The organism is Acinetobacter sp. TY1 (assembly GCF_048551395.1).
Taxonomy (GTDB): domain Bacteria; phylum Pseudomonadota; class Gammaproteobacteria; order Pseudomonadales; family Moraxellaceae; genus Acinetobacter.
The window spans coordinates 53,048-72,611 of the sequence record NZ_JBLYZK010000012.1 but is presented as its reverse complement, the minus strand read 5'-3'; the positions used below and the strand labels follow the sequence as shown (position 1 = coordinate 72,611).

At 36.6% G+C, this 19,564-nt stretch carries 21 protein-coding genes, 1 tRNA gene and 1 pseudogene; 14 read left to right on the top strand and 9 right to left on the bottom strand.

All coding sequences use genetic code 11. The annotated features are described in order from the left end of the window. The first annotated feature begins 1 nt into the window (after position 1). Positions 2–77: transfer RNA gene (locus ACK2M2_RS09400), tRNA-Lys, on the top strand. A gap of 305 nt (positions 78–382) precedes the next feature. On the opposite strand, the gene ACK2M2_RS09395 is transcribed toward ACK2M2_RS09400, so the two are convergent. After that, positions 383–976 carry a hypothetical protein gene (locus ACK2M2_RS09395; RefSeq protein WP_419347805.1) on the bottom strand — a complete coding sequence of 198 codons (594 nt, stop codon included), beginning with the start codon at positions 974–976 and terminating at the stop codon, positions 383–385. A 376-nt stretch (positions 977–1,352) separates the two neighbouring features. Between ACK2M2_RS09395 and ACK2M2_RS09390 the strand changes: the two genes are divergently transcribed. Beyond that, the gene (locus ACK2M2_RS09390) at positions 1,353–1,607 is read left to right on the top strand and encodes a PspC domain-containing protein (RefSeq protein WP_419347802.1); all 255 of its coding nucleotides are present in this window, start codon (positions 1,353–1,355) and stop codon (positions 1,605–1,607) included. A 107-nt stretch (positions 1,608–1,714) separates the two neighbouring features. Here ACK2M2_RS09390 and ACK2M2_RS09385 read toward each other — a convergent pair whose 3' ends face one another. Continuing rightward, positions 1,715–2,812, bottom strand: coding sequence for an HPP family protein (locus ACK2M2_RS09385; RefSeq protein WP_419347799.1), 1,098 nt, complete (start codon positions 2,810–2,812; stop codon positions 1,715–1,717). A gap of 129 nt (positions 2,813–2,941) precedes the next feature. Then, positions 2,942–3,196, bottom strand: coding sequence for a hypothetical protein (locus tag ACK2M2_RS09380; RefSeq protein ID WP_419347796.1), 255 nt, complete (start codon positions 3,194–3,196; stop codon positions 2,942–2,944). A 427-nt stretch (positions 3,197–3,623) separates the two neighbouring features. Here ACK2M2_RS09380 and glyQ point away from each other — a divergent pair, with 427 nt between their 5' ends. The 6 genes from glyQ to ACK2M2_RS09350 all read left to right on the top strand — a co-directional run bounded on the left by glyQ (position 3,624) and on the right by ACK2M2_RS09350 (position 9,569). Then, entirely contained in the window at positions 3,624–4,601 is a 978-nt protein-coding gene (glyQ, locus tag ACK2M2_RS09375; protein ID WP_419347793.1) for a glycine--tRNA ligase subunit alpha, read from the top strand. Further along, on the top strand, positions 4,601–6,670 hold the full coding sequence (gene glyS, locus ACK2M2_RS09370; protein ID WP_419347791.1) for a glycine--tRNA ligase subunit beta: 2,070 nt from the start codon (positions 4,601–4,603) through the stop codon (positions 6,668–6,670). Before glyQ ends, glyS begins: the two co-directional genes overlap by 1 nt. Before the next feature lie 79 nt (positions 6,671–6,749). After that, positions 6,750–7,223: a hypothetical protein gene (locus ACK2M2_RS09365; protein ID WP_419347788.1), complete on the top strand. Its 474-nt coding sequence runs from the start codon at positions 6,750–6,752 to the stop codon at positions 7,221–7,223. A 144-nt stretch (positions 7,224–7,367) separates the two neighbouring features. Further along, on the top strand, positions 7,368–8,330 hold the full coding sequence (locus ACK2M2_RS09360) for a hypothetical protein (RefSeq protein ID WP_419347785.1): 963 nt from the start codon (positions 7,368–7,370) through the stop codon (positions 8,328–8,330). 113 nt (positions 8,331–8,443) lie between these two features. Continuing rightward, complete coding sequence (locus ACK2M2_RS09355; RefSeq protein ID WP_419347782.1) at positions 8,444–8,827, top strand: hypothetical protein; 384 nt, start codon at positions 8,444–8,446, stop codon at positions 8,825–8,827. Positions 8,828–8,954: 127 nt separating this feature from the next. Continuing rightward, positions 8,955–9,569, top strand: coding sequence for a hypothetical protein (locus ACK2M2_RS09350; RefSeq protein ID WP_419347780.1), 615 nt, complete (start codon positions 8,955–8,957; stop codon positions 9,567–9,569). Between the two features lie 60 nt (positions 9,570–9,629). Here the strand turns inward: ACK2M2_RS09350 and ACK2M2_RS09345 are convergent, their stop codons facing one another. Together ACK2M2_RS09345 and ACK2M2_RS09340 are read right to left on the bottom strand one after the other, a co-directional pair. Continuing rightward, positions 9,630–10,049 carry a hypothetical protein gene (locus ACK2M2_RS09345; protein WP_419347778.1) on the bottom strand — a complete coding sequence of 140 codons (420 nt, stop codon included), beginning with the start codon at positions 10,047–10,049 and terminating at the stop codon, positions 9,630–9,632. A 78-nt stretch (positions 10,050–10,127) separates the two neighbouring features. Beyond that, positions 10,128–11,081: a 2-hydroxyacid dehydrogenase gene (locus tag ACK2M2_RS09340; protein ID WP_419347775.1), complete on the bottom strand. Its 954-nt coding sequence runs from the start codon at positions 11,079–11,081 to the stop codon at positions 10,128–10,130. Between the two features lie 159 nt (positions 11,082–11,240). On the opposite strand from ACK2M2_RS09340, the gene ACK2M2_RS09335 reads away from it, so the two are divergent. Then, positions 11,241–11,687 (top strand): hypothetical protein, encoded by a 447-nt coding sequence (locus tag ACK2M2_RS09335; protein WP_419347772.1) that lies wholly within the window; start codon positions 11,241–11,243, stop codon positions 11,685–11,687. 58 nt (positions 11,688–11,745) lie between these two features. On the opposite strand, the gene ACK2M2_RS09330 is transcribed toward ACK2M2_RS09335, so the two are convergent. Beyond that, the gene (locus ACK2M2_RS09330; protein ID WP_419347769.1) at positions 11,746–13,008 is read right to left on the bottom strand and encodes a hypothetical protein; all 1,263 of its coding nucleotides are present in this window, start codon (positions 13,006–13,008) and stop codon (positions 11,746–11,748) included. Positions 13,009–13,127: 119 nt separating this feature from the next. On the opposite strand from ACK2M2_RS09330, the gene ACK2M2_RS09325 reads away from it, so the two are divergent. Together ACK2M2_RS09325 and ACK2M2_RS09320 are read left to right on the top strand one after the other, a co-directional pair. Further along, positions 13,128–13,919, top strand: a complete 792-nt coding sequence (locus tag ACK2M2_RS09325) for a class I SAM-dependent methyltransferase (protein WP_419347768.1) — start codon at positions 13,128–13,130, stop codon at positions 13,917–13,919. 37 nt (positions 13,920–13,956) lie between these two features. Further along, entirely contained in the window at positions 13,957–14,571 is a 615-nt protein-coding gene (locus ACK2M2_RS09320; RefSeq protein WP_419347765.1) for a hypothetical protein, read from the top strand. A gap of 64 nt (positions 14,572–14,635) precedes the next feature. On the opposite strand, the gene ACK2M2_RS09315 is transcribed toward ACK2M2_RS09320, so the two are convergent. Together ACK2M2_RS09315 and ACK2M2_RS09310 are read right to left on the bottom strand one after the other, a co-directional pair. Next, positions 14,636–15,052 carry a protease inhibitor I42 family protein gene (locus ACK2M2_RS09315; protein ID WP_419347764.1) on the bottom strand — a complete coding sequence of 139 codons (417 nt, stop codon included), beginning with the start codon at positions 15,050–15,052 and terminating at the stop codon, positions 14,636–14,638. Positions 15,053–15,099: 47 nt separating this feature from the next. Next, positions 15,100–15,591, bottom strand: a pseudogene (locus ACK2M2_RS09310) (hypothetical protein); the annotation flags it as partial. A gap of 485 nt (positions 15,592–16,076) precedes the next feature. Between ACK2M2_RS09310 and ACK2M2_RS09305 the strand changes: the two are divergent. Then, positions 16,077–16,712, top strand: a complete 636-nt coding sequence (locus tag ACK2M2_RS09305; RefSeq protein ID WP_419347761.1) for a class I SAM-dependent methyltransferase — start codon at positions 16,077–16,079, stop codon at positions 16,710–16,712. A 66-nt stretch (positions 16,713–16,778) separates the two neighbouring features. On the opposite strand, the gene ACK2M2_RS09300 is transcribed toward ACK2M2_RS09305, so the two are convergent. Beyond that, the gene (locus tag ACK2M2_RS09300) at positions 16,779–17,249 is read right to left on the bottom strand and encodes a Holliday junction resolvase-like protein (protein WP_409511989.1); all 471 of its coding nucleotides are present in this window, start codon (positions 17,247–17,249) and stop codon (positions 16,779–16,781) included. A 161-nt stretch (positions 17,250–17,410) separates the two neighbouring features. Here ACK2M2_RS09300 and ACK2M2_RS09295 point away from each other — a divergent pair, with 161 nt between their 5' ends. Both ACK2M2_RS09295 and ACK2M2_RS09290 read left to right on the top strand, forming a co-directional pair. Continuing rightward, positions 17,411–18,055 (top strand): ParA family protein, encoded by a 645-nt coding sequence (locus tag ACK2M2_RS09295; RefSeq protein ID WP_419347758.1) that lies wholly within the window; start codon positions 17,411–17,413, stop codon positions 18,053–18,055. Positions 18,056–18,218: 163 nt separating this feature from the next. Then, positions 18,219–19,331 (top strand): AI-2E family transporter, encoded by a 1,113-nt coding sequence (locus ACK2M2_RS09290; protein ID WP_419347755.1) that lies wholly within the window; start codon positions 18,219–18,221, stop codon positions 19,329–19,331. Positions 19,332–19,564: the final 233 nt, after the last annotated feature.

Sequence of the window (19,564 nt, the reverse complement as noted above, 5' to 3'; positions counted from 1 at the left end):
AGGGTCGTTAGCTCAGCTGGTAGAGCAGCGGACTTTTAATCCGTTGGTCCCGCGTTCGAATCGCGGACGACCCACCATTTATTCCCCTCTTCAAGATTATTTCTGAACTTCTTTATTCTGCGTTTCTTCAACAAAACCAAATCTAAATTCATTTTAATTAGACACCCCATACAAAATTCAATGGACTCACTTTTCCAAATTTTTACTTTTTATCATACTCACTTAAAATGTTGTTACACCCATTCGTATTCAGAATTGGTAGAGTCTTGACTATTAATAATCATCGTTTCCAATCCTATAACAACCCATTGTATTTTTATTTTAATTATTTCTCTTCTTGCTTATTCCATTTTAGCTTCTAAGTGATTTTCGCATTTAGCCGTTAAAATTTCGTCATCACATAATTATGCTCAGGTGCATGATGTCCTTTCACTGAAAAATAATTCTTATTGGTCTTATCAACATTTAAAATTTTATCACGGTCTATAACCAAGTTTTGCTCATCATTAATGCTATAAAAAAATTGAATTCCTTCTATTCTTTTTACAATAATTTGATGATGTTCTTCATCATAATGCCATGTATTCTTTTTATAGTTACGATTGGCAAGCTCCTCATGGCTATCATTACTCACTCGCCCCTTATATACAAAAGTTCGATGTGCCGTACCATCAGGCAGCAAGTTAATAATAAATTCTGCTGATCCTTTTTCACAATGCGCAAATTTATCTTCACAATTAATTTCAGTATGATAGCGCCCAACAAAAGGCATTGATACATTTGAAACCTGCGCTATATGATCATCCTCTAAAGCTTGTGTTACAGCAGGTCCCGCAGCTTCTGTCAATTTTTCCCCTTCATCATCTTGCTGTGTTTTTTCTTCTGTAATCTTTTTTTGAGGCTCGGTAGCTTCTGAAGCAACCTGAATATCTTCATGCATGCTTACGTCATCTTTTTGTTGGTTTGAACATGCCATAAGTAATACTGCAAAAATTGCTGTATTAGCGATACTCCAAACTGTTCTGTTTTTACATTTTCTGAAAATTTTATGCTTAATCAAAAGAATTCATACCTTTTACTTCAAATCCATACATCTAGATCTGTATATAGTAGTGATTATCCCACAGACTACCATTCACCTTTAGTGCCCTTTTACAAAAGTATAAAAATACACAACTACCTATTTAAACTCATCTCGCATTTTAAGGAACTCATTTAAATTATACTTACAGAGCAATAACAAAATAATTTTGCTCTAGACTTTAAGTCGAATAGATCATCCCCATATTTATAAATGAAGCAATATTTAAACGGTTGTTTCTCTCATTTTTTTATTTTTAAAGGAGCCTCGAATGACCAATTCTGGTTTATACCGTTCTAACCGACACAATATGATCGCCGGTGTAATAGGCGGTATTGCTGAACGTTTTGGTTGGAATCCAACACTATTACGTATCATCTTTGTGGTGGTTTCCCTAATGAGTGCAGCCTTTCCAGGCATTTTGGTTTACCTTGTATTATGGTTGCTCCTGCCAAAGCAAACACAACGCATTGAAACTCCATACAACATGCGTACGGTGTCTGAAGAAAACAATTTTCATCGATAATACATTTATATAGATTTCTTACTTCATTTTTATACTGCGATCATTACCCCAATGTATCGCAGTTTTTTTGCCTTAGATTTGACTTTAAATAGTAAACTTTTAAAGCTTTATTTTTTCAGCAATAACTGTTGCATAGCTGCAATCATATCGGCACGACTAATAATCCCAACGATCTTTTTACCATCAACCACAGGAATATAATTGAATGACCGCTCAACAAAATAAGGAATTAAATCCTGAATCGGTTGCTGAGGTTGTACCGTCACTACTTGCAGATTCATAATCTGTTTCACTAAATGCTGCCATGATGTATGTACATCTGTTGAACCTTTAAACCACTCCACCACTTCATACAATGCAAGTGTGCCCACTAATTCATTATCCACATTCACTACAGGCAAACTCATTAAATTGACCTGCTTAAACTTGTCTAATGCCTTATGAATGTCATCTTCAGCATGTAAAAAAATTACATCTTTACTCATAATGTCCTGACATAAATAATCACCGACCTGTCGAGCATTGGCATTTTCTTGTGCTTTTAGAATAATTTTCTGTAAGTCATATTCACTGATATCGAGTAATTCAGTCTGATCAGCAAGCGCATCTTTAATGTCCTGCGGTTGAATTGTGACTTTTTGGGTTGGCGTTGGATCTTTAGAACGCGTATTGATTTGCGCAACTTGAGGAAATTGCTTACCCAGCATTCGGTTATAAATTACCGCAACAATCAGCAGTAAAATTGAATTGAGTAACACAGGATAAAAAACAAATTCATAACCTAGTTGATGAATCGACTCACCTCCCATCACCGCAGTAATTGCCACAGCCCCACTTGGTGGATGTAAGGAATCTGTACTCATCATTAGAAAAATAGTCAGTGCAACAGCCAAGCTAAAGGCAAGCGTCGGCTCTGCAATGAATAAGGCACAGCTAACACCAATGACTCCTGCAATGGTATTACCTATTACAACATTCCACGGCTGTGCTAAGGGGCTAGCAGGAACTGCAAATAATAAGACCGATGATGCTCCCATTGGTGCGATATACCATGCATTAAACCCACCTAGCACGTGCCAACTGATTAATGAAGAAATAGCTAGACCGATGAGTGCACCTAATCCACATAACACGCGATCTTTAAAGGGTAAAACTTTAAAATTTGGTTTTAAAGTGTTTAACCAGTTTATTGTAAATTCAGACACAAATATCGAGCTCAGCCTTTCAAAATATTGCTAAATTATACGATAATGATAATTTAAAGGTATATTTATTTTATATCTTCTATTATTTAATTCTATTTTCCAAATGAAAAGCTATCGAAGCCTTTATGATCAATCAAGTGATAGCACAGCTTTAAATTGATCTGCCTTTTTCAATATATAATCATCTACATTAATATGATTAAACTCAGTATGATAAATTGATGGCTCATCCATAGAGAACATGTCTAAATCCTCCGTCAGCTCATACCAAACCACCATTGTTGAATGATAAATCGTTTGAAATTTTGGATTAAATTTTATATTTTCACAAATTTCATTTAATTCACTGGCAGCATACTCAGGTTCAATTTCACCAAGAATCACTTCGTCGCAATAAAACTGTAAATATGCATAAATTGCAGTTTTATCAATTAGATACGGTAATCCAATTTCCTCAATAGATTGAGTAAAATATGTTCCTGCAATATCTACATCAGGCGAAAATTTCTAGCAATAACGAAACTAAAGTAATAATAGACTCTGTTTCAAAACCTTGCTCAAGTTTCAATACTGCCCAATCGATATACTCTTGCCCCCTTGCCTATGAATTAATTTTTTGCCAATAATTTCTAAATAATTCATCTATTTCTCATTTTATTATGATCACATTATCATCATAACTTAGCCAAATATTTTGATTGAATTCTAACCTTTATGAAAAACAGTATAACTTGACCTATACCCTTTGCCACTCCCTCCCAAAATCCTTATACTGAGAACCAATTTTTCAAATACTTATAGTGGATGCTGCATGAGTCGCGCCATATCGCATATCGATACATTCCAAGGCTTAATTTTAGCCTTACAAAACTACTGGGCTGAACAAGGTTGTGTCATTTTACAACCTTACGATATGGAAATGGGTGCAGGGACATTCCACACTGCAACATTCTTACGTGCACTTGGCCCTGAAACTTGGAACGCAGCTTACGTTCAACCCTCACGCCGTCCGAAAGATGGTCGTTATGGCGAAAACCCAAACCGTTTACAGCACTACTACCAATTCCAAGTCGTCCTTAAACCAAACCCTGACAATATCCAACAGCTTTATCTTGACTCTCTCAAAGCGATTGGTATTGATACGCTTATTCACGATATTCGTTTTGTCGAAGACAACTGGGAATCTCCAACACTCGGTGCTTGGGGCTTAGGTTGGGAAGTTTGGCTTAACGGTATGGAAGTAACTCAGTTCACTTACTTCCAACAAGTGGGCGGTTTGGAATGTTACCCTGTGACAGGTGAAATCACTTACGGTCTTGAGCGTTTGGCAATGTACCTTCAAGGCGTAGATTCAGTTTATGATCTTGTTTGGACAAAGGGTCAATTCGGTACTGTGACTTATGGCGATGTGTTCCATCAAAATGAAGTAGAACAATCGACTTATAACTTTGAATATGCCAACGTTGAAAAAATGTTTGAGCTTTTCGACTTTTACGAAGCTGAGGCGACACGCTTAATTGAAGCTGAACTTCCACTTCCAGCGTATGAGCAAGTCATTAAAGCATCACACTGCTTTAACTTGTTAGATGCTCGTGGTGCAATTTCTGTGACTGAACGTCAGCGTTATATTTTACGTGTACGTACATTGTCACGCTCAATTGCACAAAGCTATGTAGATGCCCGTGCGAAGCTTGGCTTCCCAATGGCTGAACCTGAACTTCGTGATGAAGTATTGGCGCAATTAAAAGCACAAGTTGAAAGTGACGCAAAAGCTGAGGAGAATAAATAATGTCTAAACATACCGTTTTATTCGAACTTGGCTGTGAAGAACTTCCTCCAAAAAGCTTAAAAAAATTACGTGATGCCCTATTGGCAGAAACTATAAAAGGTCTAAAAGATGTAGGCTTGGCTTTTGATTCAATCGAAGCCTATGCAGCACCACGTCGTTTGGCTTTAAAAATTGTCAATGTTGATGGCGCTCAAGCTGATACTCAAAAGCGTTTTGATGGCCCTGCTAAACAAGCTGCTTTTGATGCTGAAGGCAATGCAACCAAAGCGCTTGAAGGCTTTATGCGTGGTCAAGGCATTACCGTTGATCAAGTCACAACTTTCCAAGCAGGTAAAGTTGAAAAAGTTTGCTATTTAAAAGACGTAAAAGGTCAAAGCCTTGACGTTTTATTACCACAAATTTTACAAACTGCTTTGGATAATCTTCCAATTGCAAAACGTATGCGTTCAGCAGCAAGCCGTACTGAATTCGTTCGTCCTGTAAAATGGGTTGTATTGCTTAAAGATAATGACGTTGTTGATGCAACCATTCAGGATCATAAAGCAGGTAATGTGACTTTTGGTCATCGTTTCCATGCGCCTGAAGCAATTGTTTTGGCAAATGCAGATGACTATATACCAAAATTAAAAGCGGCTTATGTTGTTGCAAATTTTGAAGAACGCCAAGCAATTATTGACAGTCAAGTGAAAGCACTTGCTGACGAAGTAAATGCGATTGCGATTGTACCAAGCGACCTTCGTGACGAAGTGACTGCATTGGTTGAATGGCCAGTTGCGCTTCGTGCAAGTTTTGAAGAGCGTTTCCTCGCTGTACCGCAAGAAGCACTCATCACCACCATGCAAGACAACCAAAAGTATTTCTGTTTGGTCAATACTGACCATAAACTTCAGCCTTACTTCATTACTGTTTCAAATATTGAGTCTAAAGATCCTGCTCAAATTATTGAAGGGAATGAGAAAGTTGTACGTCCTCGTTTGTCAGATGCTGAATTCTTCTTCTTACAAGATCAAAAGCAACCGCTTGCTTCCCGTAAAGAAAAATTAGCCAATATGGTGTTCCAAGCTGAATTGGGTACACTTTGGAATAAATCTGAACGTATTGCAAAATTAGCTGTGGCTTTAGCGCCAATCATAGGTTCAAACCCTGCCGATGCTGAAAAAGCCGCACTTCTTGCAAAATGTGACTTAACCTCTGAGTTGGTGGGTGAATTCCCTGAACTTCAAGGGATTGCAGGGACTTATTACGCACGCCTTGAAGGCGAAAATGTTGAGGTTTCTGAGTCTTTAGGTGAGCAATATTTACCTAAATTTGCAGGTGATGTTCTACCGCAAACCAAGACAGGTACAACCATTGCCCTTGCTGATCGTTTAGATACATTGACAGGTATTTTTGGTATTGGTCAAGCACCGACAGGTTCGAAAGATCCGTTTGCACTGCGTCGTTCTGCAATTGGTATTTTGCGTCTTGTCACTGAAAATAATCTTGATGTTTCGATTGAAGAACTCATCAAACTTGCTTTAGCTGCTTATGGCGATGTATTAAAAGATCACGGCAAGACTTTGGCAGATGCTGTGGCATTCCTTGAAGGTCGTTACCGTGCCAAGTATGAAGATCAAGGCGTTGCTGTTGATGTGATTCAAGCAGTTCAAGCACTTTCTCCTAAATCTCCGTTAGATTTTGATAAGCGTGTAAATGCAGTAAATCATTTCCGTAACTTGCCTGAAGCTGCTGCTCTTGCTGCTGCCAATAAGCGTGTTGCAAATATCTTGGCGAAAGAAGCTGAACCTACGGGTGAAATCGTTGAATCTAAACTGGTTGAAGATGCTGAAAAAGCGCTTTATACCGAGATTCAAAATGTACTGCCTGTAGTTCAACCACTTTTGGATGCAAAAGATTACACTGAAGCACTTTCTAAACTTGCAGCTTTACGTGCACCAATTGATGCTTTCTTTGAAGGTGTAATGGTGATGGCAGAAGATGCTGAATTAAAAGTGAACCGCTTACGCATACTCGCGCAGTTGCGTGGTTTGTTTACGGCTGTTGCGGATATTTCGGTGTTACAGCACTAAGCTAAATATTTGAAATAAAAATAAAACCCTGCTTAAATAAGTGGGGTTTTTTTTAATTTCTAGAATACATAATACCAAAATGAATACAACAACCCCCAAAAGCCCTTATAGCATTGATCTCAAACTTATTCTAATTCATTTTTTATTGTTGATTAGCAGTTACTTAATTTACAAAAACTTTGCCTACACCCCTGAAAAAAAAGATATGAGTGGAATTTTTTTCATGCTCATTTCCGTCTTAGGTGGAATTGTAGGATTAATTGTATTAGCGGTTAGTTTGCCCCGTTTAGATCGTACAGTTCGAAACTTATCTATGTATAAGTTCTTTTTAGCATTTCTCTATTGGGTTTCAAGCACAGTTATTTTTATCTTTTTTGGAATCAGCAGATTTTTCTATAACAATCCTTTAGTCCTTTTTGTTTTTGTACTGATTTTCTATAGTAGTATTTATTTCTCAGTCGTACGTATTGCCGATATGCGTAAAAAAGATTGGCTAGTTTTGGGTGGGATTTTTGGTGCTTTTGTACTTTTATTCTTTTTACCAAAGATTTAGAAAATTAAGTAGTTTAAATTTTCTTAGATAGTTACGTTGTTTTTACAACTGTTACGGATCTTTCAGTTTTACAGCACTAAGCTAAATATTTGAAATAAAATGAGAACCCTGCTTAAAAAAGTGGGTTTTTTTATTGAAAGAATTATGAAAAAATTAGAAGCAACACTTATTAATCTATTTATGTGGGGCGAATTATTCTCAACTCAAGGAGTTCTTGACACTACAATTATACAATGTGAAGGTTTTGTATTTGAATTTAGACAACAAGACATCAAATTAAAGCAAAGTGAATATATTAATAAAACTATTTTAACTACCATAGTTACAGTTCGTGATATTACAGAAGAGCAAATTCCTCAAATTTTAGAAATTATTGATGATATATGTTGGTTACTTTCTTTTGCGCAACAAGCACCTATTTGTCGTCATAGTTATAAGATTGACAATCTAGAAATAGAATCAAGAAACTGTATAAGCTTCATTATAAATTCACCTGCTTACATCATTGAAAATAGAGGTAAATCTATTCGAAGTTTTATAGAACAAGTTTATCCAACCTATAAAGAATTAAAAAATCCTAGAGAATTAGAAGTAGTATTTGGCTATCTAATAGAAATCAATAAACCTAATCTTGCGATGGAAACAAAACTGATAATTTCTTATGTACTGATGGAGCATCTAAAAAGAACGTATGCTGAAATTATTGGATATATAAAAACTGACACTCAATTTAAGCATCCACAATATCCAGATTTAAAAACTCAACCTCACGATATTGAAAATTATGAGTCTCTAAAAGATAAAGGTAATACTTATTATCGTCATAAAAAATTTGGAAAATGTGGTTCAACAGAAATGATTAAGCGGACCTTTGAAGGGGCAAGAATTACTCGTACAAAAACAAAATCTATTATTGATAAAAGAAATACAATGATTCACGAAGGGCTTCTTTTACCTTTTGGCGATCCTGAATATACCAATCAAGCATTTATAGATTTTCAGGAAGTAAATGACTTATTCCGCGAATATTTACTGAGTATTCTAAATTACCAAGGCGAATATTATTTAAGCAATGATCGTTTTTCTTGTTCAGTATGTCTTATATAAAATTATATTTATCATGCACAAATAACCTGAAACAATCTACAACCAAATAAATCTGAATCTTCTCATTGGATTCTATAAACTTAATTCATCAGATTCAGCCAAGACTAAAAGCAATGAATGCAAAAATCATCTTCTCTACTATTTTAACAACCCTTGCCCTCGCCGCTTGCTCAATAACACCGACAGATCCTAATGCCCCTATTGTCATCGAACAACATAAAAACATCTCTGCTGAACCATCAACAAAACATAATCTTGCTCGTCTCATTAAGCAAAAAGACAACTGCGTAATTGAATTTACAGGCAACTTTGAAACAGGCAAAGCCACAGAACATTGGATCTTTAAAGGGGATCAACTTATTTCAGCATTTTCAAATGTCGATGCAGACATTGAAAAAACACACACAATATTTGATATTCAAGATGCAGATAAAATTAAAAACTTCAATGCACTGAAAAAGAACTTTAATGCTTCATCACTCGAAATCTGTAACTAATCTCCACAATACCTCAGTAAATCCGATTTACTGAGTAAGTTTCTATACATGCTTTTACCAACAGTGTACAACGATGCCTCATTTTGCAAGTATCATGTCACTATATAAAAGGAAGGTACATTTAATAATGCAGAAAATCAAAGTATTAGCGCTTAGTTTTACACTTTTTGGTACAACATCCATTTATGCACAAACCACTACTGAAAATAAAACTACACCATACGGTGACAACCCTAATATTTTTAAGGTGATTGCGAAAAAGACAGGTTCTGCTGTACAAAATACAGCTGAGAAAGTCGGAGAAGCAACGGAAAATGGTATCCGAAAAATCAAACCAAAATTTGATGAAACTATCGACAATACCAAAACATATACCGCAGAACAGGCGACCATTGCCAAAGAAAATACACAGAAAGGCATAGATACAGCAGTTAAAAAAGTGGAACAAACCACAGACCGTGTTTTAGGTCGAACTGAATATAACGTGCCCATTGAACAAGGCAGTTTAAGTCAGCCCCAAATACCCACAAAAACGGCTTATGAAGTGACTGCTGCCACTCCTACGACTACAGTTTTAGCCCCTCTTACGCCTATAGCACCACCAACGACTGTGCAAAATACACAAGTAGAACCCGAGATCGTCAAACAATCCTTACCTATAGAAAATACGACAACTAAACAAACGGAAAATTCTTCAACCAAAGCATCGAATGAAGATGATACCAGTGGCGTTCCTCGCTAAAAATAATGTAAATATTCCTCATTTATTTCAAATGAGGAATCTAGATGAAATCCCAAAGGTTTAAAGCACAAACTCATATTGGTTCAATGCTTTCATCAAACGATGCCCGACATAGAAATGCAGTCCCGATAGCATGACAAATACAGCCATTCCAAGAGATGCACTATATTCAAAAAATGGATAAGCCCCTGAAGATAGGAAACAATAACTGAGCCACAATTGTACCAATGCCAATAAACATGCCACTGAAAATTGTAAAATTGAACGAACTTTGACAATAATACTGATAAAAAAGATGATCAATACTACAAGTCCAATCAGTAAGGGTAAAAATGAAAAGGCTTTATGTACATCTATTTGCGGATTCTGTGCTAAATACTGTTGTGCATAGATATCTAAACCAATAAAAGAAAAAGTCCCTAAAAAAATCAAAAGCTCAAAGACACCGAAAAACTTAAGTTGCTGTTGGGTTGTTTTCACGGTGTAAAACTCCTCATTTTTTATCTGTTTTGCTGGGTAGAATAATGATGTATTGAGGCAATTTTTTATATAGACCGATTAAAGACCGACCTGCCGAATGGGTTTCCCCTGTTGAAATGCCGATGCATTTTCTGTTAATTGTTGCACAATACGTTGCCTAGCATCAACACTGCCCCATGCACTGTGCGGTGTAATAATTAAGTTAGGAATATTATTGGCAAGTAGAACGTTACCCTCTTTTGGTGGTTCAACGCTGAGTACATCGGTTGCTGCACCAGCAATTTTTCCTGTACGTAAAGCTGTTGCCAAGTCGTGTTCATTGACAATGCCACCTCGTGCACAGTTAATTAAAAATGCACTTGGCTTCATCTTCTCAAAGGCTTTGCTATCAAACAGATCACGCGTTTCTTCTGTCAGTGGGCAATGTAAGCTTAAAAAATCAACTTGTGGTAAAAGCTCAGACAATGCCACGCGATTTCCAGTTGAACGATTAGGCAAAGCACCGACTATAATTTTCATCCCAAAAGCTTCGGCAAGTTTAGCCACAGCCTGCCCCAATTCACCATAACCCAAAATGCCTAAAGTCTTTCCTGCAAGCTCCACAATTGGAAAATCAAGCAAACAAAAGATTGGCGATTTATTCCATTCGCCTTGTTTTACTGCATGATCATATTGAATAACTGAAGTCGCCAAAGTGAGCATGAGCATTAGTGTATGTTGCGCCACAGCGGATGTGCCATAGCCCTGGCAGTTACACACCGTAATGCCTTGCGCTTTGGCTTGAGCAAGATCAACATTATTTGTCCCTGTCGCGGAAATCAAAATCAGCTTAAGAGATACACATTGTTTTAAAGTTTCTGCATCAAGCACGACTTTGTTAGTGATCACGACGTCAGCATGTTGTACACGTTCCAAAACCTGTGTGGCTAATGTAGATGGATACAACTCTAAATCAGTAAATACTTCACGTAATGCACTAAAATCAAGATCATTTTTATCCAATGATTCACAATCTAAAAATACAGCTTTCATGTGTTCCCTTATCAATCATAGACAGTATTATGTACTTCTTTTATATCATGTATTCTAATGCACATACTTTCCAAATAATGACGATAGGTCTAAAGTATTTTAAAAAATAAACCCTGAAAAATTCATAGAAAATCATAAATAACAAAGAGTTTTCAACTAATGATGCAATATATCTACGCTACAACACTTTTTTTATTGAGCAATATTTTAATTACACCCATCTCATTGGCAAAACCAGTGCAAGACGAAAAAGTCTTACAATCTGTAGAAAATTTTGATCAATTTCAAACGACTGAAGGTAATCAAATTAAACTCATTAAAACTCCACAAGGCTGTCGAATTGAAGCAATCTTTTATGGAGAAATAGGTCGTACTAAAGAAAACTTCTTATTTGCATATATCCAAAATCAACTACACCTTCAACATGCTGCACATTATGAATATCATTACAGTCATGGAGGATTAACTAATTTATCCGAAAATAAAGGAGAATTTTCCACAACTGTTCAACGAGTCGAACTTGATCCCAAAGCATCTGAACAGCAACAGAGTTTCAAAACCTACTTACAACTATTTCCTGTTACTGCGTTACAATCTTGCCATTAACCCCATGTAAATCTATAAAAATTCGCCCTCATCTTTTCATAGAAGGACGAAAATTTTATTAAATCATCGTGAATTTTTCGTTGTCTTGCACTGACTCAGACTCAAAATTACAATTCCCTTGCTCATCTGAATGCATATATAAGTTTTTATAGCTCAATAAATAAAATTCTGGGCATTTTTTAATGACAATCGGATGCATATCCAAAGATAAAGCTTCATCTTGTTTGAATAATTTGGTCACACGGCGATCATTCATACAGATCAAATAGGTCTGTTTTTTCACTTCAACCTGAACTAAACCGCTATGTTCAACATGCAATGGAATAATGTATTTACCATTAATATCAATTACCTGCTGTTCATAACTTTCAACTTTTTGGGTAATTACATTAAAAACTAAAATATTGCCAAAACGATCTTGCAGTTGATTTTTTTCTTCAAAAGCAAAATTGACCTGTATACCTAACTTTTCTAAGTCTTGTTCATCGACACGTTTATTGGTCAGTAAAATTCGGGTAATGGCTTGTTTTAAACTCGCATCAAAAAAGTTTTTATCGAGTTGTAAATCAATCCCTTTCAGAATATTTCCTAAAGCTTCATTGTGTGCACCAAGTAAATGAGCAACCACACTACGATAGTAAAACTTGCTATTTTTCTTCACTTCACGCATTTGACGATAAAAATAAATCGGCTCAAATGGACGTTCGATAAAGTCATGCAGTAATGCTGAACTTGCCAAAACAGCAATGGCATCATGTCCTGTATAGGGTAGATGTAATGTATGCAACTGAGGAATAAGCGGTTTAATTTTTAAATAATGCTCTTTGTCATGTTCAAAATAAGGATCATAAACAATAATATATTCACACTCAGGATTAATATCCTGTGCTTGAATCTGCATATCTGCATTTAAATCTGCATCATAAAAATCGGTATAGCGCTTATCTTCTACATCTTCAGGATTGATCGAATATTGTGGCACCATTGCCACCACACGGTTCATTTTGAGTGGCTTAGAATATTTAATTGCAGCATAACCACCCATCGAGCCACCATAGCCGACAATACGTTGATACTTTTGCAAAATGGGTGTTAAAAATTCAAGTAAAGCAGACATACTTACCGCAGGAAACCAAGACTTTTGCTTGGGCATAATGCCGACCATACTATAATCATATTTCATCAATGACTTTTCAGCATTGATCGATGTTCCTTTCGCACGCGTAATTAAATCGCCAAAAGACAACACTAGCGTTTCAGTCGTTCCCTCTAGGTAAATGGCTCTGATATGCTCATCTTCAAAAATTATCTGCTTATCCATCGCAATACCGTGAACCGGACTCTCCAAAAGGCTAAAAAATGAAACAATGAATGACTTGCCGAGCCATTACATGTGGTGTCATATTTTATAGATTCTACACAGATTAAAAAGCGCAAAATATGACACATTATTTACATCCTGCTGCACAAAAAGGCTTCAGTTCAGCAGCTGAATTGTACCAACAAGCACGCCCAGATTATCCTCAAGACATCGTATCTTGGCTCAAAAATGAACTGCATTTAGATCAGGATTCTATTGTTGTCGATCTTGGTTCAGGAACAGGAAAATTTTTGCCTTATCTCAAACAGATCACACCTCATATTATTGCTATTGAGCCTGTTTCAGAAATGCTTGAACAATTGAAAATAGTACATCCTGATGTACAAACCATACAAGCGAACAGCGATGAAATTCCACTTAAAAATGAATATGTTGATGCTATTGTATGCGCCCAATCTTTTCATTGGTTTGCAAATGCTGAAAGTCTACGTGAAATCCATCGGATTTTAAAACCCCAAGGACATCTTGGGCTTATTTGGAATCAACGTGATGAACAGGTTAATTGGGTTAAAGCAATTGCTGACTTATTGGCTCAATACGAAGGTGATACCCCACGCTTCCATAGTGATTTATGGAAAAATGCCTTTAACTCAACAGAAATGCAACAATGTTTTGATGCTCCAACATTAAGTACATTCAATCAATTACATACAGGCTTAGTCGAACAAGTCGTGAGCCAACGTTTGCTCTCAACGAGTTTTATTGCCGCTATGCCAAGTGCCTCGCAAGTTCAAATGAAACAACAATTTGAAAAACTAGTATATGATTACACAGGAAAGCAAGCTCAGGATGAAATTAGCTTTCCCTATCGAACTTATGCTTACCATTATCAAAAATTGGTCGGTCAGTAATACATAAAAACCATTAAATCAGTGTCAGGATATGAATATGAAGCTCCGTTTTCAACCCGTTGTATTGAGTATGTTGTTCAGCTCCATGGTGTTGGTTGCAGGCTGTTCTCAATCCAATGATGCAAACTCTGATAGTAAAAATAAAGATCTGTCGAGTGATGTAAAAAAAGAGCTTAAAACTGCTCAGATTAAACCATTCCCAAAAACAGCAGATGATAGACATGATATTGATCTACTCATTGAATATGATCAAAAATTCAATGAAATGAATAGTGCGCTTGAAGCTGATTTGAAAAAGATGCTTGATGAAGGTAATCTCACACCTGAACTTGAATTACAACGCAAAAAAGACAGTGTACGTTCTGCTCAAAATATGCTGAAAGATTTAGATTTAAAAACCGAGCAAGGGCGTTATATTCAAGGGTTGCTCTATCAATATTGGGAAAAACAAGCAAAAAAATATAAAAATGGTCAGAGTTCTATGAACCAAAAAGATCATCCCAATAATAAAGTTAAAGGAATGGGCGATTTAATTACTGCCAATAACCAACTTGAATATTGGAAATCACAAAACTCTTATACCGAAACCGATGAAACGAGTAATACAGAGGCTGACGGTGAGGCTTCGAGTGAAGTTCAAACAGCCTATTAACCTAATATTTAAAACTTGAAAGATTTCTTCAGGTTTTAAATATCAAACGCATCTTAGGCAATGTTTAGGAAATTCTGACTCGACATTGCCATTGCTCCACACCTTGCATAGATGAATCTTTGGCTTCCCACGGACGAATATGAACGAGGTGAATGTCGTCTTGTCCTATTTTTTCAGCCGTAAATTTAAAGGTTTTTGTACCAGGAACACCCACCATGCCTGCATTGGACTCACCTGCCAAATAGGTTTCTTCCATCTTCAATAAAGTCACAGGTTTAGCGAGTTGCCACTGATAACCTGTCGATGGATTCTCAGGCAAAGTTACAACAATCACCTCTCCCTGATCAACTTCTAACAATGCAGGACACTTCTGCTTCAAGATATATTGATGTGTTTTACCATCCACTGTTGATCCTGAACTTTGACACGCTGTTAATCCCAACATCAGACAAGTAAATGCCATACCCATGAACAATTTCATAATTTTAAACACTCATACTCTCTTATAAATTTTAACGATATCAAATCTTAAATATTTTGTTTTTCAATCCATTTAATTGAATCTACTCGAATGAGTTTACATGCCCCATCACCAACGCCATTCCAATCGAGTGCCGATTTCCACACCAAATCTTTATCGTTAATTTGTACCAAATCACCTGTTAAATGCACCAAATCACCACGTTTCACTTTTTTGATATCTTCAGCCACTTGTGGATTGGCAGGAATAATATGCATATTACTTACCAATTGCGTTGCCATTTGTGCAGGCAATGGTGGACGTGCCATCTGCCAATTTAAGAAGCGGTCATATTGATTAATCGAAATCTGACGGGCAATATCTGGTCGAGTAAAAACACCTCGTGTCACAGCGTAATCGATGGGTGAAAACTTAGCTTGCTCATCATTAGTATATTCTTTTGAACCCAAAATACGGAACTCACCTTGAAAGGCTTCAAGTACCGAGATTTTTTGATCCGCATCAGTTGGGGCTAAACCATTGGCAATATTATATTCAGGATTAAATTTTTTAAAATTTACCGACTGTGACTTTAATGATGACCTAAATTGCGACTGTGCTTGTTGTTTCGCAATAGCACTGTTTGGATGTGCAATATTCGCTTTCAAGTCACTGACAGCGTTTTGTCTAGCATTCTGTCCTGCAACATTAACCGATTGAAAAGCATAGGACTGTAAAGCAAATAAGCTCAAAGCCCCGATACACAAAAGATATTTTAAGCCTGTTGCCGATGACTTATAAATCTTTGACTGTACGCACTCAGCATTGTGTTTCATCTGTCCTTGCTTCCCATTTAAACTTTATTCATATTTATCATAAGCCTGAAAACTGAAATAAATATTTGCTTTCGGTAACAATATGCAGAATTTTCGTCAAGCTTTTGTCAGTTCTGCACAGTGACATTTTGGATAGACAGGCTAAAATTATACAATAAAGACGCTATATCAATATCCGACAACACAGCTCACAATAAGAAGCCAAAGCCATGATTTATAAGTATTACCAACAGCATGTTTTCCCGCATATTCTGAATCAAGTGATGCAAGTACCAAGCCTCATGCAAAGTCGAGCAGAATTACTCAAAAGCATTCAAGGCGATGTATTAGAAATTGGTTTTGGTACAGGTTTGAATATTCCCTTTTATCAAGCAGTCGATACACTCTATGCGCTTGAACCCAATGCGGATGTCTTTCAACTTGCTCGAGAGCGTATTTTCAAGGCACCATTTTTAGTTCAGCATTTACAAGCAAGTGCTGAAAAATTACCTTTTGCTGATAACTCTGTTGATCATGTGGTGAGTACGTGGACAATGTGTAGTATTGCCAATTTAGATAAAGCTTTGGCTGAAATTCGCCGTGTGCTCAAACCCACAGGTACACTACATTTGGTCGAGCATGTTGAATATCATAACAATGATACATTGAAAAAATTGCAAAATTTATTGACCCCGATACAAAAAATTATTGCTGATGGCTGTCATCTCAATCGCAATATTGAATTATTAATGCTCAATGCGGGTTTTAAATTTACACAAAAAACTTATTATGATGCTGAAGGTATTCCACGCATTGGCAGACGCATGTTTTTTGCTCGCGCACAGAAAATAGCGCAGGAGCATTAATACAGTAGATTAACTTTCAATTCATATTTTAATTGTATAAAAATTGACTGAGGTCTTTGCGCTGACTTAGACCTCATCAAAATCAATACGAATCGTTTCAAAACGTACTCGTCCCTCTCTAATCGCTTGTGCAATCGCTTGTTGCCCTTTGGTTAAACGTGCTCCACCACTTTTAATATCGATCAATACCACTTCAATATCTTCAGCTTGTCCATCACCATCACGAAAATCGGTATAGCCATCAAACACTATATAATCAATAGGGTCACCTAAAAATTTAGCATCACTCGGTAAATACCGAAATTCAGGCATAATTGGTGCCATTTGCTCTGCCATTTTTCCTTTAAGTACAGCACGACTCGTATTTACACTACGTTTCTGCGCGTGTACCAATGCCTGTTGATGCTCCATTTCAAGCTCAGTAATATACTGCTCGTACTCGGCTTTAATTTTTCCATTTCGTGTTCCCGACAACACAAGCGTTGTCAGTACGATGCCAATGCACGCTCCGATCAACATTGCCATCCCAACGGACATGCGCAATTCCTATGTACTTTAGTTTCGCTCAATGTAAACAACTTTCTCATTTTACTCAATGTAAACAAACTTATAACTTTTATGCAATGTAACCTATCTGTGCAAAATTAATGCTAAGCTAAGATAAAGAATGCTGTGCTGAATCAATTATTGAAGGACTCATGAAAACTATACTTATTGCAAATTTAAAAGGTGGTTGCGGCAAAACAATGACGGCGATTACACTCACTTCAGCACTCGCTCAAAAAGGCTATAAAGTCGCTCTTGCCGATGCTGATACGCAAAAATCTGCATTGCAATGGTTAAAACAACGTCCTGTACATGCAGCACCTATTCAAATTTTAGATTGGCGTCATGAAAAATCGATTGGCGATGCACCCAAAAATTTAGATTATTTAATTATTGATGCACCAGGAGCACTGACAGGTGAACATGCCGAACAACTCATTAGTGAATGTCATGCCATTGTTACGCCACTTCAACCCTCTTTCTTTGACATAGACAGTACCAAACGCTTTTTAAAACATACTCAAGAGATTAAACGTATTCGCAAAGGTAAAGTTGCTGTGCATTTACTTGCCAATCGTATAAAAGCCAACAGTGCCAGCTCAAAAGAAATTCAACAATTTTTTGAAAAAATTGAGCATCAGCCTGTCGCATGGATTGCTGAACGTAGTGCCTATGGTCAACTTGCTATGCAAGGTTTAAGCATTTTTGATAAAAATCAAAAAAACTTTTTACAAATTCAGGAACAATGGCAACCTCTACTCAATGCGCTAATTGAAGACTCATCAAGTTGGTTTTAAAACTTTATTATTCAATGCTGAATCACTAAGCTGATCTAGTCGACACTCAGAAAACAGCACATTTTTGAATTTTCATATATGATGGAAACAGAAAGCGAGGATTCTATAACTTGTTTTTATGTTATGAATCGAAATAATAATCTCCTATTCATCCGAGTAATTTGTGCAAGAATTTAATCCGACTTTACAGCGTGCATTGCTATTTGGGCTGCTTTTTATCCTGATTTTTCTTGGATTTGACATACTCAAGTACTTTATCGTGCCTGTGCTATGGGCATGTATTATTGCCTATATGACATGGCCCTTGTATAAGCGGATTCAACGATTTTGTGGTACACAACGTTCTACACTCAGTGCCTCAATAATGATTACGATCATTGTTTTAGTCATTGGGCTTCCACTCACATTTGCAGTTTTTATTTTGCAACATGAAGGTCGAAATCTCTATTTTGATTTACAACGTCAGTTTTCTTCAGGTCATTTAAGCGTTCCCGACTTTATTCGTGAACTACCAATCATTGGTAAAGAAATTAGTCGTACTGTCCGTGAAATTAATACTGATCCAAATAGCTTTTCACAAACCATTGGTGTTTGGATTCAAGGTCACATGAATTACGGTAAATTTGTACTCAATGAAATTACCCGAAATTTAGTGAAACTTGGTTTTGCCGTGATGTCGTTATTCTTTTTTTACCGCGATGGTCAAACTATTGTGGAACAAGTCAGTAAAGCATTACACAAAATTATTGGTCCTCGTGTGCACCACTATATGGATACTATTTCAGAAACAACTCGGGCAGTTGTCTATGGGGTTGGACTGACTGCGATAGCACAATCCATTCTTGCGGGTATCAGTTATTTTGTCGCAGGTGTACCTAACCCAATGGTATTGACCATTGTGACATTTCTTTTCGCTCTCATTCCCTTTGGTCCACCATTAGCTTATGGTGCAGTGTCATTGTGGTTATTTTCACAAGGGCAAACAATGGAGGCAATTGGTGTCATGGCTTGGGGCGTGTGTGTCGTCAGTACTGCCGACAACGTTATTCGCCCATTGGTGATTTCAGGTGCAACTAAAATTCCATTCTTACTGATTATGTTTGGTGTTTTAGGTGGATTGGCAAGTTTTGGCTTAGTCGGACTGTTTATTGGTCCTGTAATTCTAGCTATTTTACTGGCAATTTGGCGTGAATGGTTACACGAAACTACGGCACCTGAGCCAATGCCAGACAGTACACTTGCTTATGATCTTGATGATGATCCTGATTTTAAATAATTGATTTTATTTTTATTTGATAATAACGCGATGCCATTTTCTATAGCATCACTTTATTTTTTGCAATTTCTTCACGCTTCAACGATGATTGTTCTAAAATATTAAAATCATTCAATACTTATTACACACCAACCACGCAATCGTCCGTTAATAAATCTATACAATCAAACTGTTAAAAGCTCCTAGTATGACAAGCACACTTTTGTTTGAATAAATAGAATAACAAACAAAAT

What these genes read in the sequence shown, in the direction of transcription:
- glyS (WP_419347791.1), top strand. Translation starts at nt 4,601, where the DNA reads ATGTCTAAACATACCGTTTTATTCGAACTTGGCTGTGAAGAACTTCCT.
- ACK2M2_RS09330 (WP_419347769.1), bottom strand. Translation starts at nt 13,008, where the DNA reads ATGGATAAGCAGATAATTTTTGAAGATGAGCATATCAGAGCCATTTAC.
- glyQ (WP_419347793.1), top strand. Translation starts at nt 3,624, where the DNA reads ATGAGTCGCGCCATATCGCATATCGATACATTCCAAGGCTTAATTTTA.
- ACK2M2_RS09300 (WP_409511989.1), bottom strand. Translation starts at nt 17,249, where the DNA reads ATGTCCGTTGGGATGGCAATGTTGATCGGAGCGTGCATTGGCATCGTA.
- ACK2M2_RS09320 (WP_419347765.1), top strand. Translation starts at nt 13,957, where the DNA reads ATGAAGCTCCGTTTTCAACCCGTTGTATTGAGTATGTTGTTCAGCTCC.
- ACK2M2_RS09360 (WP_419347785.1), top strand. Translation starts at nt 7,368, where the DNA reads ATGAAAAAATTAGAAGCAACACTTATTAATCTATTTATGTGGGGCGAA.
- ACK2M2_RS09295 (WP_419347758.1), top strand. Translation starts at nt 17,411, where the DNA reads ATGAAAACTATACTTATTGCAAATTTAAAAGGTGGTTGCGGCAAAACA.
- ACK2M2_RS09365 (WP_419347788.1), top strand. Translation starts at nt 6,750, where the DNA reads ATGAATACAACAACCCCCAAAAGCCCTTATAGCATTGATCTCAAACTT.
- ACK2M2_RS09335 (WP_419347772.1), top strand. Translation starts at nt 11,241, where the DNA reads ATGATGCAATATATCTACGCTACAACACTTTTTTTATTGAGCAATATT.
- ACK2M2_RS09315 (WP_419347764.1), bottom strand. Translation starts at nt 15,052, where the DNA reads ATGAAATTGTTCATGGGTATGGCATTTACTTGTCTGATGTTGGGATTA.
- ACK2M2_RS09395 (WP_419347805.1), bottom strand. Translation starts at nt 976, where the DNA reads ATGGCATGTTCAAACCAACAAAAAGATGACGTAAGCATGCATGAAGAT.
- ACK2M2_RS09340 (WP_419347775.1), bottom strand. Translation starts at nt 11,081, where the DNA reads ATGAAAGCTGTATTTTTAGATTGTGAATCATTGGATAAAAATGATCTT.
- ACK2M2_RS09355 (WP_419347782.1), top strand. Translation starts at nt 8,444, where the DNA reads ATGAATGCAAAAATCATCTTCTCTACTATTTTAACAACCCTTGCCCTC.
- ACK2M2_RS09325 (WP_419347768.1), top strand. Translation starts at nt 13,128, where the DNA reads ATGACACATTATTTACATCCTGCTGCACAAAAAGGCTTCAGTTCAGCA.
- ACK2M2_RS09305 (WP_419347761.1), top strand. Translation starts at nt 16,077, where the DNA reads ATGATTTATAAGTATTACCAACAGCATGTTTTCCCGCATATTCTGAAT.
- ACK2M2_RS09350 (WP_419347780.1), top strand. Translation starts at nt 8,955, where the DNA reads ATGCAGAAAATCAAAGTATTAGCGCTTAGTTTTACACTTTTTGGTACA.
- ACK2M2_RS09390 (WP_419347802.1), top strand. Translation starts at nt 1,353, where the DNA reads ATGACCAATTCTGGTTTATACCGTTCTAACCGACACAATATGATCGCC.